This window comes from Flavobacterium circumlabens (genome assembly GCF_004345565.1).
GTDB classification, from domain to species: domain Bacteria; phylum Bacteroidota; class Bacteroidia; order Flavobacteriales; family Flavobacteriaceae; genus Flavobacterium; species Flavobacterium circumlabens.
Genome location: NZ_SLWA01000001.1, coordinates 229703 through 243509, shown reverse-complemented (window position 1 = coordinate 243509; position 13807 = coordinate 229703). Strand labels below are relative to the sequence as shown.

12 protein-coding genes are annotated in these 13807 nt (G+C 35.0%); 5 read left to right on the top strand and 7 right to left on the bottom strand.

Annotated elements, in window-relative coordinates; genetic code table 11:
- Positions 1-141: 141 nt before the first annotated feature.
- Positions 142-519 carry a heavy-metal-associated domain-containing protein gene (locus EV142_RS01035; RefSeq protein ID WP_132031864.1) on the bottom strand — a complete coding sequence of 126 codons (378 nt, stop codon included), beginning with the start codon at positions 517-519 and terminating at the stop codon, positions 142-144.
- Between the two features lie 102 nt (positions 520-621).
- On the opposite strand from EV142_RS01035, the gene EV142_RS01030 reads away from it, so the two are divergent.
- The gene (locus EV142_RS01030) at positions 622-1488 is read left to right on the top strand and encodes a DMT family transporter (protein WP_132031862.1); all 867 of its coding nucleotides are present in this window, start codon (positions 622-624) and stop codon (positions 1486-1488) included.
- A 172-nt stretch (positions 1489-1660) separates the two neighbouring features.
- Here EV142_RS01030 and EV142_RS01025 read toward each other — a convergent pair whose 3' ends face one another.
- Together EV142_RS01025 and EV142_RS01020 are read right to left on the bottom strand one after the other, a co-directional pair.
- A complete protein-coding gene (locus tag EV142_RS01025) occupies positions 1661-3709 on the bottom strand; it encodes a M16 family metallopeptidase (protein WP_194100188.1) in 2049 nt (682 codons plus the stop codon).
- Positions 3710-3721: 12 nt separating this feature from the next.
- On the bottom strand, positions 3722-5044 hold the full coding sequence (locus EV142_RS01020) for a M16 family metallopeptidase (RefSeq protein WP_132031860.1): 1323 nt from the start codon (positions 5042-5044) through the stop codon (positions 3722-3724).
- 264 nt (positions 5045-5308) lie between these two features.
- Here EV142_RS01020 and rplU point away from each other — a divergent pair, with 264 nt between their 5' ends.
- The 3 genes from rplU (at position 5309) to EV142_RS01005 (ending at position 7592) form a co-directional block, all read left to right on the top strand.
- Positions 5309-5752, top strand: coding sequence for a 50S ribosomal protein L21 (rplU, locus tag EV142_RS01015; RefSeq protein WP_056190314.1), 444 nt, complete (start codon positions 5309-5311; stop codon positions 5750-5752).
- A gap of 24 nt (positions 5753-5776) precedes the next feature.
- Positions 5777-6037: a 50S ribosomal protein L27 gene (rpmA, locus tag EV142_RS01010; protein ID WP_035685981.1), complete on the top strand. Its 261-nt coding sequence runs from the start codon at positions 5777-5779 to the stop codon at positions 6035-6037.
- A 268-nt stretch (positions 6038-6305) separates the two neighbouring features.
- Positions 6306-7592 carry a hypothetical protein gene (locus tag EV142_RS01005; protein WP_238698622.1) on the top strand — a complete coding sequence of 429 codons (1287 nt, stop codon included), beginning with the start codon at positions 6306-6308 and terminating at the stop codon, positions 7590-7592.
- A gap of 45 nt (positions 7593-7637) precedes the next feature.
- On the opposite strand, the gene EV142_RS01000 is transcribed toward EV142_RS01005, so the two are convergent.
- The 3 genes from EV142_RS01000 to miaE form a co-directional block, all read right to left on the bottom strand.
- Positions 7638-8093, bottom strand: a complete 456-nt coding sequence (locus tag EV142_RS01000; protein WP_132031858.1) for a hypothetical protein — start codon at positions 8091-8093, stop codon at positions 7638-7640.
- 81 nt (positions 8094-8174) lie between these two features.
- Complete coding sequence (locus tag EV142_RS00995) at positions 8175-10931, bottom strand: AsmA family protein (protein ID WP_132031856.1); 2757 nt, start codon at positions 10929-10931, stop codon at positions 8175-8177.
- A gap of 53 nt (positions 10932-10984) precedes the next feature.
- On the bottom strand, positions 10985-11566 hold the full coding sequence (gene miaE / locus EV142_RS00990) for a tRNA-(ms[2]io[6]A)-hydroxylase (RefSeq protein ID WP_132031854.1): 582 nt from the start codon (positions 11564-11566) through the stop codon (positions 10985-10987).
- 114 nt (positions 11567-11680) lie between these two features.
- Here miaE and EV142_RS00985 point away from each other — a divergent pair, with 114 nt between their 5' ends.
- The gene (locus EV142_RS00985) at positions 11681-12925 is read left to right on the top strand and encodes a glycosyltransferase (protein WP_132031852.1); all 1245 of its coding nucleotides are present in this window, start codon (positions 11681-11683) and stop codon (positions 12923-12925) included.
- Here EV142_RS00985 and EV142_RS00980 read toward each other — a convergent pair.
- A complete protein-coding gene (locus EV142_RS00980; protein ID WP_132031850.1) occupies positions 12922-13797 on the bottom strand; it encodes a helix-turn-helix domain-containing protein in 876 nt (291 codons plus the stop codon). The two genes, EV142_RS00985 and EV142_RS00980, sit on opposite strands and share 4 nt — an antisense overlap.
- Positions 13798-13807 lie beyond the last annotated feature (10 nt).

Here is a 13807-nt window from a genome sequence, read left to right as displayed (position 1 = left end):
TTTTTTATGATGAAAATTCAGTTTAAAGTATAATTTTCTGTTTTGATAATTGATCCGGGACCCGGCTATTCTGTCTTTTAAAAATAGGGCATAAAAAAAGCGTCCAAATGCGGACGCTTTTTTTATGTAAAATGGTTTTGATTATGATTTCATATTCGAAACTTTGTAGGTCTTTCCGTCTCCGGTCTCCTGAACAATTTTTGTTAGGTTTTCAGGGTTTTGAATGGTTTTGTCAAAAGTTACAGTGGCTGTTTTTTTGTCAAAATCAACAGCTGCTTTTTCAACTCCTTCCAGATTGGATAATTCTTCTTCTATTGTTTTTGCACATCCAACAGCACAGGTCATTCCTTCGATAGTAAAACTTGCAGTCTGCAGATTTTCGGGAGCGATTACTACAGGTTCTTTAGCTTTTTTTACTTCAGCTGTGTTTGGTATTATTTTTTCAGATTCTGTTTTTTTGCATCCGGCTAACACTAAAGCTGCAATTGCCGCGGCAGTTATGACTTTTGTAAATTTCATTATATATGATTTTAAGTTGCTATTAACTTTCCTGCAAAATTAATAAAAAACGGAAGGTCAGTTCATAAAAATAGTACAAATTTGCAGTCTAAAATATGTTTTATGGATACAAAACAGTTAAAGTGGATTTACTTGTTTGTGCTTTCACTAATTTGGGGAAGCTCTTTTATCTTAATTAAAAGGGGATTGGTAGGATTAACGGCGATTCAGGTTGGTTCGTTCCGGATTATTTTCGCTTCTCTTTTTTTGCTTATCGTTGGATTTAATAGTCTAAAGAAGATTTCGCGTCAGCAATGGAAATTTATTGCTTTAACCTCTCTTTTCGGAACCTTTATGCCAGCCTATCTTTTTGCTATTGCAGAAACGGAAGTAGATAGTTCCATAGTAGCCATTTTAAATTCACTTACGCCCTTAAATACATTGGTTTTAGGGACAATTGCTTTTGGAATCCAATTTCAGAAAAGACAGATTCTGGGAGTTTTTATTGGCTTAATAGGTTGTTTACTGCTGGTTTTGAGTGGCGCTTCCACACATCCCGGTCAAAACTATTACTATGTAATTTTAGTCGTAATCGCAACGATTTGTTATGCTTTGAATGTCAATTTGATTAAGAAATATTTATCCGATTTAAATTCATTAAGCATAACAACCGGAAATTTCGCTGTTTTGCTTTTACCGGCTTTGCTTATTTTAAGTACAACAGATATTACACAGAGAATAAATTTAGAAGTTACACAGCATTCGATTTTGTTTGTGCTGATTTTAGGAGTTTTAGGAACAGGAATTGCAAATGTTATTTTCTTTAAATTAATACAAATGTCATCACCTGTGTTTGCAACATCGGTAACCTATCTGATTCCGATCGTAGCCTTCTTCTGGGGATTATTAGATAATGAAATGCTCACGCCAATACAATTCTTCGGAGCCTTTATTATCTTAATCGGAGTGTATTTGTCCGCAAAAAAATAAATATTTTAATGTTACGCTGAGCGAAGTCGAAGCGCTCACTAATTGGAACGGCGCTTCGACTTCGCTCAGCGTGACAAAAAATATATAAAAAAAAGCTTTGCCAAAGTTTTGAACTCTGACAAAGCTTTTAAAATTCTTAGCACCTTAGAGACTCAGTATCTCAGTAACTTTCTTAAAGAAAATCTGCTTCCGAAACTCCTTCGTTGATTTTGATGTCCGACATTTTGATGTCTAACTCAAAGCCTGCATTCTGAATTATATTGAAAGGAACTTTTACTCCTTTTACGTCTTTATAATCATTGAAATAGGTAGTTTGCGTAGTAGATTGTCCGCTTTGTTCTTTTACTTTAAGTTTGGCAACCTTCAGGCCTGATTTTACATCATAATAATAAACGGTTTTGCCGTCTTTTATGGAATAAGCATCATGACCATTTATAGATTCTATTGCGTCAACTTTTAGATCCGTTCTTTTACTTAGGCGTAATTCTTCAAAAGGAGTAGCGCTTGCTTTCATTTCGGCTAAATCATCACCTTCTAAGTTTTTACGTTGTCCTTGTTGTTCGATATAAGCACCTTTTTCGTTTACGACTTGTTTCATTAAGGGCATGCTTCCCATATTAAGCGAAATCATCATTTTTCCATTAGAGTCTAATTTAGAAGTAAAACTCAACGGAGAAGGAGCTTGCGGGATTGTTGTTGTACCAGTCATAGCCAGTGTTTTGGCTGCGGAAACTGCTTTTTCGCCACCAATTGCTTTGATATAATTGTCGAAAACCGTTTTTGCTGTAATTCCTGCAGGAGCTTCTTTTTTGGTAACCGGTTTTTCAATTGGATTTCCGTATTTGTCAAAATAGAAAATGGGAATCTGAAGTTTTTCTAAGCCGGCAATTACTTCAGAGCCTTTTCCGGCAATTACGATACGCATATTATCCAACAGAAAATATTTGTTGGCTACACGGTAAATATCGTCTGCAGTTACACTGTTTATAGTCTGAATATATTTTTCGTAGAAATCGGCAGGAAGTTTTTCCGTCTCAATGTTTAAGGCATAACGGGCAACTGTTTGCGGTTTTTCAACCTGCATTACAAATCTTCCAATGTAACCTGCTTTTACATTTTTCAGAACATCCTCAGCGACTTTTTCAGTTCTGATTCTTTTTATTTCTTTTACAAATTCAACTACAGCGCTATCCGTAACGGCATTTCTTACAGCAGATGAAGCTCTGAATTTAGTGGTGTACTTTCCGGCTCCAATGTTTGAGCTTGCTCCGTAAGTCCAGGCGTGTTGTTCGCGTAAATTCATATTCAGGTAACTGTTGAAATCACCTCCGAGAATTTGGTTTGCAATTACGGCAGAGAAAAAATCAGGATCGCTCATTTTTAAGTTCACAGTATTCACCAATGAAATCTCTGACTGAACGGCATTCGGAACATCAACAAAATCAATTTGAAGTTTTGAAACGTTTTCCGGATTTGGATATGTGTTTTTTGGAGTAGCTTGCTTTTTCCATCCGCCGAAAAGTTTTTCGACAGTTGCTTTGGTTTCTTTGAACTTAACATCACCAATTATAACCAGATACGCGTTTTCAGGCACAAAATAAGTAGCATAATTAGCCTGAACATCAGCAAGAGTTACATTTTTTAAGGTTTCTTCAGAAATATATTCCCCTGCAGGATGGTTTTTTCCAAAGGCCAGAACGTCTACAACGCGATTTGCAATCGCAGGAACGCTTTTTTCCTCTGCCTTAAGTCCTTCTGATAATTTTGCTTTTTCCTTGTCGAATTCTGTTTGTGTAAAATTAGGCTGTAAAGCACCTTCGGCTAAAAGTTCTAAAACACGCCCTGAATATTTTGAAAGGGAGCTGGCAGAAGCACCGCTGGAACTAAAGTTGATGTTTGCACCATAAAAATCAATTTCTTCATTGAAGGCTTGTTTGGTGGTTTTTTTCGTGCCATTTCCGATTAAACTGCTGGTTAGTTCATCAACACCTTTTTTATTTCCTTCAGTAAATGGGGCATTGTCTAAGGTAAGGTTGAAACTAACTCTTGGTAATTTATGGTTTTCAACTACCAAAACTTTCATGCCGTTTGCCAAAACAAAAGTTTGTGGTTTTTTGATATTGACAACTGGTGAGTTTCCGGGTTTTGGCTGTGGACGATCTTGTGCTTGCATAATTCCAGTTAGGAATAAAAGGATTAAAACGGTATGTATTTTTTTCATGATTCGATTTTCTTAGTTTTCAACTTTTTTTGAAGGAACATAATCTAAAATTAAACGCTGATTTGGGTTTAAATACTTTTTGGCAACTTCTCTGATTTCTTCTCTTGTTATAGAGTGATAGAGGTCGATTTCAGTATTAATAAGATTTACGTCTCCATAAAGTAAATAAAAAGAGGCTAAATTTTCAGCAATTCCTTCAACGCTTGCATTTGCATTGACAAAATTATTATCGAATTTGTTTTGTAGTTTTTCATAATCTTTTTCAGAAATCAAATCGGTTTGGATTTTTACAATCTCTTCGTCCATTTCTTTTAAGATATCTGCCGTCGTGTGAGTTCCCATTGGTAAACCATACAAAATATACATTCCGTAATCTTCCTGGCTAAAACCTACTGCACCAATTTGAAGGGCCATTTTTTTATCATCAACGATTTTCTTGTACAATTTCGAGCTTTTTCCGTCACTTAAATAAGAAGAGATTAAATCTAAAACTCTGGCGTCTCTTGTTTTCATTGATGGTGTTCTGTAAGCGGCCACCACCATTGGGATCTGGATGTTCGGATCCTCGTAAGTTGCTTTTATGGTTTCGGTAATAGGTGCTTCTGTAAAGGTTTGTTTTTTTACTTCTTCTCCTTTTGGAATCGGACCGAAATATTTCTGAATCCATTCTTTGGTTTTGCTCTTGTCAAAATCTCCGGCAACAACCAGAACGGCATTGTTCGGTGTGTAGAATTTTTTATTAAATGCCTGAAACTCTTCAAGGGTTGCAGCATCCAGATCTTTCATGGAACCAATTGTTGTCCAGCGATACGGATGGTTTTTGAACATGTTTTTCTTTACTTCCGGAAGAATATTTCCGTATGGCTGATTGTCGTAACGCATTCTTTTTTCTTCTTTTACGACTTCATTTTGTGTCTCAACACCAATTTTGTTGATTATAGGATGCATCAATCGCTCCGATTCCAGCCATAAACCTAATTCGAGGCTATTGGAAGGGAAGACTTCGTAATAATACGTTCTGTCGTCAGAAGTGTTGGCATTGTTTACACCGCCATTTGCCGTAACGATTTTCATCCATTCGCCACGTTTTATATTTTCAGTTCCTTCAAATAATAAATGTTCAAAGAAGTGCGCAAAACCCGTTCGGTCAGGACGCTCATCTTTTGATCCTACATGATACATAACAGAAGTAATAACTACCGGAGCAGAAGGGTCGTTGTGCAGAATAACGTGCATGCCGTTATCTAAATTGTATTCTTCAAAAGCTACTTTTTGGGCATGAGCTACTCCGCCGAGCATTAGTGCAGCGCTTAACATCATTATCGAATTTTTCATAAAGATTAATAATTTTAATTACCTAATAGTTAATAGGTAGCTAAGAGTTAATATTAGTTACATCAAAAATACCTTTTTTTTTATTACTAAATAATAATTGCTTTAAAATTTTATACTATTTTACTTATAAAAATGAAATACGCAGTAATAAAATGCCCTGACAGACAGCCTTTAGGAAGATAAAAATATTTTTGAAATAAGAGATTGCACAGTAAATTATTAATTGTATATTTGCAACCTTAAAAATCAATAAATCAATTTGGTATGTATGCAATCGTAGAGATAGCAGGGCAACAATTTAAAGTAAGCAAAGACTTAAAGGTTTATGTTAACCGTTTGGCTAACGAAGAAGGTTCAAGTATTTCATTTGACAAAGTTCTTTTATTAGACGATAATGGTAATGTAACTTTAGGCGCCCCAGCTATAGAAGGTGCTTCAGTAGAAGCTAAAGTGTTACAACACTTAAAAGGAGATAAAGTAATCGTTTTCAAAAAGAAAAGAAGAAAAGGTTACAAAAAGAGAAATGGTCACAGACAATATCTTACTCAAATTGTAATTGAAGGTATTACTGCAGCAGGAGGAACTAAAAAAGCAGCAGCTAAAAAAGCGGTTGTAGCAGAAGATGCTCCGGCAACTGAAGTTGAAGCAGCTCCAAAAGCAAAAAAAGCAGCAGCTCCAAAAGCAAAAAAAGAAGCTACTAAAGAATAATAACAATATTTAAACTCATACGTCATGGCTCACAAGAAAGGTGTCGGTAGTTCGAAGAATGGTAGAGAATCAGAATCAAAACGTCTAGGCGTTAAGATTTTTGGTGGACAAGCTGCTATTGCTGGGAACATCATCGTTAGACAAAGAGGTTCAAAACATAATCCAGGTGAAAATGTTTACATCAGTAAAGATCACACACTACACGCAAGAGTAGCTGGAGTTGTTAAGTTCCAAAAGAAAAGAGATAACAAATCTTATGTATCTATCCTTCCATTCGAAGCATAATCATTAGATTACTTATTACAAAACCCGTTCTGAAGAGAGCGGGTTTTTTGTTTTTATGACTTAACCATATAAGTTATATAAGAAAATTTAAGTTTTGTTATTTGTTTAAAGTATGGGTAATTGTATTTATTTTTTGATATTTCAACCGAAAGGAGAAATCTGTTTCTTTTTTTCAAATACACATAAAGCGTTTTATCATTGGAATTTGGAATTTTAATTTTTTCCATTGTATTATTTGTATTTTTGGCTGGATTAATCTACTCCAATTTTGAAAAAAATAGTTATTTTTTTATTTCTTTTCTGCTCAGGCTTATTTGCAAAAGAAATTAATCCTACGGAACAAATCGTATCCTTAAATGATACCCAAAAAAAGATTTTATATGAATTTGCTGTTTTACAAAAAGGCGGTGCTGATGCTAATGCCTATTGGAAGCTGCATAAGAATCAGTTTTCAGGAGTTAATGATACCGTAAGAAATCAGCTGGCGAATGAAATCTATACCAATTCGCATATTGTTTATATTCCTGCAAAAGATTCCGCGGTTCAATTATGGATACAAACACAGTCCATGACAAATTGGATGTTGTATCTGGCGGCATTTATCGCAATATGTGCCATAATAGGTTTATTGCGTAATTATTGGGGTGTTCTTCTAAATATACTTATAAAACAATTCGCACCCTTGTTCATGTTTTTATTTTCAGCAGTAATTTTGACTTATGAATTACTATTAATAGGTATTGCCTGTGTTGTTGGGGGCTGTTTTATAGACGAAATGACATTACGTACTGTTGTAATCCATACAGGTTTCTTTTTATTGTGGAGTCAGTCCACGGCACTTTTTACCCGGAAATATTTAGTTAGTAAGTATATTTTTGAAATAAAAAATAATTTCTGGGCAACTGATAAATGGGAAACGGTAAAAACGATTTGTCTTCCTGCCCTAATTGTTACCGGTGCTCTTTTATTTGTATTGTATAAAGTTCCGTCTGATGTTTTGTATAACTATGAGATCGTTATCTCTGTTATGGCTGTCATCTGTGCTTTGCCGTTTTGGCGTACCCTGGAAAAATACATTTCTCCAATCCTGATCCCTTTTAAGGATACGTATGTGGAAAGAAGTGTTTACTCACTAGCTGCTTGTGTTCTTATAGCTTTGTTTATTGATGGTTTTCTTATCGGTCAGCATAACACGGTTTTTTCATATGTGATAACTGCCCTGACCAGTTTGCTGATTATTTCATTTTTGATTTTATCGCTTAAACATAATTTCAAACACAATTATAAGAATTACTATTATTTGCAATTGATTACATTTCTTTTTCTTTCGGCTTCTTTGTTTTATAGCTTTTATACGCATTCAACCGAGGTCATCTGGGCCTCTTTACTTGGAATGAGCGTCTATATTGTGATCAAATATTGGGAGATCCCCACCTTTTTTATTAGCTGGAAAAGAGGTAAAACAGTGACTTGGGGATTTTTAGGAATGGCAGTCTTGCTGTGGATATTGGCAAAAGGAATTTTGTACGTGAGTGAAATATTGTATGGGGGTTAAGGTATTTTCGATAAAAAAAACTTGCTTCTTATGAAACAGGTTGTGTTAATTTTTCGAAATGTGTTTTTGGATGTATTTTTCTAAATCTTTTCCCTCGAAAGCTTTATGGTCAATTTCAAAATATACTTCATTTTCATAACTTTGCTTTAAAGTAATTGTAATGCTATTGCCATTTGCTTCTTCAACATAAATGTCAAGCCATTTTTTAGGTCTGATATTTTCAATATATTTTGCGTTTGCAGAATTTACAATTTTGCAAAAATCACTAATTCCATTTTTGTCAAGTGAAATAGAATATTTTTTATAGAAGTCATATTCGTTTTTATTCCATGTCCAGCTTCCATCGCCATTATGTATATTGTTTATCATATTTACATTTAGGTTTGCCCTTTCAGAAGTGTCAAAAGAATCTTTTTTATAGTAGAACAGATTAAAAAATGCCCATATAAAACCTAGGTTTGCAATTACAATTATTAAAATAAGTCTTTTTCTTTTATCCATTTTTTGTTGGTGAGAATGTATTTGTAATCTCACAAGAAAGTTTTTAAATTGGAATTTGGAATTTTTGCTATTGGAATTTTGCTATTCAATATCCTTAGTTTCCTCAAGATCCTCTGTTTTTCTTCCCACTTTTACTTTTGGAGCATTCTGAGTTCCGGTAACGGTTAATGGAATTCCGAATATTCCAAGCGGAGGAAGGCCTAAACGCATTTTTAAGTTTAATTTTCCGTCTAAACTTGTTGTTCCTTCAATTCTGGGTCTGAAGCCGGCAAACTTAAATTTAAACCGTTCAACAGTCATGATATTATTTTTGATAGTTGTTTTGATTTCTACTTTGGAAAGATCCGGATTTTTCATTGCTTCAGAACTTGTCTCTTTACTTACGGCATTGAACATTTTCAGGCCTCTCACTTTAACATCTTTCACCGAAAGTGTTCCACCGCCCACAAGGGAGGGATAAACGGGTTCCATATTTCCGGTTAATCTTCCTTTAAGCTGATAATCTAATGAAACAATTCCCTGTGCTTTTTCTGCCGCACTGGCCATTTTTCGGAACACTTCAATTTCATTATAAGCTCTTTTGATATCAAAATCAGTTGCTTTAATTCCGTAATTAAAGTTGGCTTTTTGAGGAGTTACAGCCTGATAATTCGCATTCATGGTCACTTTGCAGCCAATTAAATTAAAACCGGTATTTTGCATACTGAGTTTTCCTTTCTTCATTTTTAAACTCCCGACAGCATTTTGAAGGTTTAGTTTGTCGAAACTTACTTTTTGTGCATTGGCCAATAATTGCAAATCCAGATTAGCCGGGATTATAATTACGCCCGTTTCTTTTGCTGCTGTTTTTGTTGCTTCAGGTTTTGTCTGCGCTTCCGTTACAGTTGTATTTGCAGCTGTATTGGACATAAATTCATCAACATTGATATATCTTGCTGAAACTTTAAAAGAGCCTCTTAAAACCCCCGTGTTGGTAGTTACGAAGTTGAAAACGTTTTGCATGTAGCCATTCATTGTAAAATCAGACTGTCCGTAAGCAGCCAGAAAATTATTGAACGACATTTTATCCTGATTGATTTTAAAGATACCTTCTTTGATAATGAACTTTTTAGGTAAATATTCGGAAACGATCCCGATATTTCTGAGTTCAAGCGTTCCTTTGTTGTATAGTTTGCTGTAATTTCCTTTTTCAGCATCGCTTTGTTTGCCTTTCAGAACCAAATCTGCTTTTACAGAACCATCCAGATCAAGTCCTTTTTGAGAAAAGACTTTATATATTTTATTGACATCCAGTTCGCCATTTGCTTTAATATCATAATTTAAATCATCAAAATTGCTCAGGTCAGCCTGTACAAAAACAGGTTTTCCTTCAAAAGTAAACTGAGCCGGTTTTAGATTGACTTTTAGATCCTGGAAAGTTCCTTTCTGATTCTCAATTTTAGATTTTACCACAATATTGGTAATGGGATTGGGGTAATATTTGGTTTTCAAATAACCGTTTGTCAAATCGATTACTCCTTTTGTGACAGGAAAAAGTTTGTTTTTCTGATCAAATTTACCGTTGGCTTTAACATCGCTGATTAAAATTCCTTTCAGTTCTACATCAGGGATTCCCAAAGCTTTGTTTAGTTTTTCAAGATTAATTCTCGCTCTAAATTCAGCATTGATATCCGGTGTGGTCATGCCTTTCATGTAGAATTTAGATTTAAGATAATCTTTGCCTACATTCAGAGATAAATTCTTCGCATCCACAATTAAAAGCTCCGGATTTAAAGAAGGTACTTTTGTTTTTACTTCCAGATTTAAGTTGGAAACCGGGAAAGCACTTTTGTTATAATTCACAAATCCGTTGTCTAATTTTAAATCTAAATTCAGATCAGGAGCTATGTTTTGGGAAGCGATATAATTGCCTTTTACAGTTAGAAGTAAGTTCGTGTTTCCTTTTAATTCAGTCTTGGAAAGCCAGGTAATATACTTGGGAGGAAAAGCGGTAAAAACATCATACAGTTTGCTGTTGTCGGATTTCAGAACAAGATCCATGTTGTAGCCATCTTTCAGGAAATCGAATTTCCCTTTAAAATCGACCAGAAGCTGATTGATTTTCAGGTTATTTTGCTCAAAAAAGAACGATAAAGAGTTTACGTTTACTTTGGTGATCAAATCAGCATCAATCTGTTTGTTCATCAGATAAGGTTCATTTTCATAAACGATATTTAATTTTTCAATTTTTGCTTTTGAATACAAATCAAAGACGGCTTTGTCCAGATTTCCTTTTCCTAAGTAATTAAAACCAAAAGCATCAAAATGAACCTTTGTAGATTTATCGTCATAAATAATTTTACTGTTCAGAATCTCGATTCGTTCCAGTTTTAATGCGGTCTCAGTAGTATCTTTTGAGGTAGAAGCCTTTGATGTTGACTTGTAAACGTTGTAATTCGCTTCTCCGTTCGAATTCACTTTTACATTAATAAACGAGTCAGATAAATAAATCTGGTCAATTTTTACCGATTTGCTAAAAATAAGACTCGCGACATTGATTCCAAAAGAGATTTCTTTGGCCGTGATAAATTTTTCATTTTTATACGGTGCCGATCCGTTTAGTTTTAAGTCGTTTAAAGTCAGGGTTAGGGAAGGGAAGTGGTGAAAAAAAGAAACAGAGACATCAGAATAATTCAATTCGGCACTCAGTCTTTCGTTTGCCGTTTTTTTAATCTGCTCTTTGATCTGATCTGCAAAGAGAATTGGGGTTAAAAACAATAATCCTAAAATAACAGCAAACGTTATTCCGACGTATTTCATTATTTTGAATACGATCGATCTGGACTTATTTTTTTGCATAACAAAAATTGTTAGGATTAGATTTTATAAAAAGAATAGTAAAAACGAATGAATTATCCGTGAACGGTCTCACTCTTGCCATAATTGGTAATAATGGAACCTTCAAACTCAATCCATTCTTTCCAACGTTTATCAATATCTATATTGTCTTTATATTTTCGGGCAAATCCTAAAAAAGTAGTGTAATGACCTGCTTCAGAAATCATCAGGTCACGATAAAATGCAGCCAGTTCTTCGTCTTTTATATTTTCGGAAAGGACTTTAAAACGCTCACAGCTTCTGGCTTCAATCATAGCCGAAAACAGGAGGCGATCACAAAGCGCATCTTTACGGCTTCCGTCTTTTTTCATAAATTTAAAAAGTTCATTTACATAATGATCTTTTCTTTCGCGCCCCAGTGTCAGGCCTCTTTTTTTGATTAGGTCGTGAACCATTTGCAGATGCTCTAATTCTTCTCTGGCAATAACCAGCATTTCGGTTACTAATTCCTCTAATTCAGAGTTGTAGGTAACTAAACTAATGGCATTTGAAGCTGCTTTTTGCTCACACCAGGCATGATCAGTCAGAATTTCTTCGATATTCGACTCAACGATATTTACCCAGCGGGGGTCTGTGGCTAATTTTAATCCTAACATAATTTTATTGAAAAATTGAATACTGCAAAATTAGTCTTTTTTACAACCGAAAATCAGGAAACATCGTGTTATTACGCCCAAAAAAGCATTATTTTGCAGGTTCAAAGAATTAAAATGAGTCAGATAAAAAAACTTTTAATTATTGGTTTTGTGTGGCCGGAACCCAATTCGTCTGCGGCGGGTGGCAGAATGATGCAGTTGATTTCGGTCTTCAAAAAAAATGGATTTGAAATTACATTTGCAAGTGCGGCCCTGGACAGCGATTTTATGGTGGATCTGGCTTCTTTTGGAATTGAAAAAAAAGCCATTGCACTCAATAATTCCAGTTTTGATGATTTTGTGATTGAATTAAATCCGGATGTCGTTTTATTTGATCGTTTTATGATTGAAGAACAATTTGGCTGGAGAGTTGCTGAAAACTGCCCGAACGCCATACGATTACTGGACACCGAAGATTTACATTGCCTGAGAGCAGCCAGACAAAAAGCTTTTAGGGAAAACATAACTTTTGAATTGAACGATCTCCTGTCTGAAGAAGTTGCAAAAAGGGAAATCGCCAGTATTCTGAGATGTGATGTTTCGTTTATTATTTCGGAATTCGAAATGAAAATTTTGAACGATGTTTTTAAAGTTGATTCGAAAATATTGTTTTATCTTCCTTTTTTGGTTGCTGAAATGACTCAAAATGAACTGACGAATTTACCTTTATTCGAAGATCGGGAGCATTTTGTCTTTATTGGAAATTTCCTTCACGAGCCTAACTGGAATACGGTACAGTACCTAAAAGAAACTATTTGGCCTTTCATAAAAAAAGACTTTCCGGAAGCCGTTTTGCGGGTTTACGGTGCTTATCCGTCGCAAAAAGTATTGCAGTTGCATCAGCCTAAAAATGGTTTTTTTATAATGGGAAGAGCTGCTGACGCTAACGAAATTGTAAAAAAGGCCAGAGTTGTTCTGGCACCAATTCGTTTTGGAGCCGGTTTAAAAGGAAAGTTATTAGAAGCCATGCAATGCGGAACACCAAGTATAACAACAGAAACAGGGGCAGAAGCCATGCATGCCGATTTACCCTGGAATGGATTTATTACAAATGATACAGCGCTTTTTGCAAAACAAGCGATCGAATTATATAACAATGAAATACTTTGGAAACAAGCGCAGCAAAACGGAATCGAAATTATAAATCAATGTTATCAGAAAAGCAGCTTTGATACAGCATTGATTGATAAAATTAATTCCCTGATGGCTGATTCAGAAAATCATCGTCTTCATAATTTTATGGGAAGCCTGCTGCAGCATCATACTTTAAAAAGTACCAAATACATGGCAAAGTGGATTGAAGCAAAAAATAAAAACTAAACCATTCTTCCAAACCCTACTGTTTCACGATACACTTGCGGCGAGACGTCGGCATTGGTTTTAAAGAATCTGCTAAAATAATGTTCATCATCGTAACCTAATTCGTAAGCGATTTCTTTCACGGTTTTGTTGGTCATATACAATTCTCTTTTGGCTTCAATGATTATTCTTTCTGCGATAAGATCCGTGAGTGTTTTGTTGAAATAATTTTTAGATAATTTGGCTAAAGCTTTCGGCGAAATATTAAGCATTTCGGCATAATGCCCGGCTGAATGCTTGGTCTTGAAATGATCTTCGATTGCATCTTTAAGATTTTGAAGGATAAAAGGTTCTTTGGAATCCGGTGTTGATTTTAATTCTTCCAGTTGCTCTCTTTTCAGGCGTGAAGCGGTAATAAGGAATATTTTCAGGTACGAAATCAGTAATTCATATTGCGCTAATTCCGCATTCTGAATCTCTGTTTTCATTTGATCAATGACCATTTGTAAAGTTATTTTTGCCTGATCGGTTATAGAGGTAAAAGGAGGCTGATAAACGTTATTAAACAAAACGCCGTTGCAGGAAACTTCTTTTTGATGCATATGAATGCAATAAAAATCAGGATGAAAATTGATCGCAATCCCCTGAATATCTCCTTTTGTGCAAATCATAAAAGGCTGATAGGGCGAAAAAGCAAGCAGCGAATCTTTCTCAAACTGATGTTCGGCAAAATCAGCTTTTACCTTACCGCTGCCTTTGGTAATCCAGATTAAAGAGAAATAATTATTGCGCTGTAAATGATCAAAATGGCTGTTGTCATCAAACCAAAGTAGTTTGAATGCCAGATTGCCATTTTGAGGATTTATTAAAGTAAAAACATTCTGATGCGCCATGGCTTCACTA

Bases quoted from the DNA above. Each gene is read 5' to 3' on its own strand.
- EV142_RS00980 (WP_132031850.1), bottom strand. From the start codon at position 13,797: ATGGCGCATCAGAATGTTTTTACTTTAATAAATCCTCAAAATGGCAAT.
- EV142_RS01000 (WP_132031858.1), bottom strand. From the start codon at position 8,093: ATGGATAAAAGAAAAAGACTTATTTTAATAATTGTAATTGCAAACCTA.
- rplU (WP_056190314.1), top strand. From the start codon at position 5,309: ATGTATGCAATCGTAGAGATAGCAGGGCAACAATTTAAAGTAAGCAAA.
- rpmA (WP_035685981.1), top strand. From the start codon at position 5,777: ATGGCTCACAAGAAAGGTGTCGGTAGTTCGAAGAATGGTAGAGAATCA.
- EV142_RS01035 (WP_132031864.1), bottom strand. From the start codon at position 519: ATGAAATTTACAAAAGTCATAACTGCCGCGGCAATTGCAGCTTTAGTG.
- EV142_RS00995 (WP_132031856.1), bottom strand. From the start codon at position 10,931: ATGCAAAAAAATAAGTCCAGATCGATCGTATTCAAAATAATGAAATAC.
- miaE (WP_132031854.1), bottom strand. From the start codon at position 11,566: ATGTTAGGATTAAAATTAGCCACAGACCCCCGCTGGGTAAATATCGTT.
- EV142_RS01020 (WP_132031860.1), bottom strand. From the start codon at position 5,044: ATGAAAAATTCGATAATGATGTTAAGCGCTGCACTAATGCTCGGCGGA.
- EV142_RS01030 (WP_132031862.1), top strand. From the start codon at position 622: ATGGATACAAAACAGTTAAAGTGGATTTACTTGTTTGTGCTTTCACTA.
- EV142_RS01025 (WP_194100188.1), bottom strand. From the start codon at position 3,709: ATGAAAAAAATACATACCGTTTTAATCCTTTTATTCCTAACTGGAATT.
- EV142_RS00985 (WP_132031852.1), top strand. From the start codon at position 11,681: ATGAGTCAGATAAAAAAACTTTTAATTATTGGTTTTGTGTGGCCGGAA.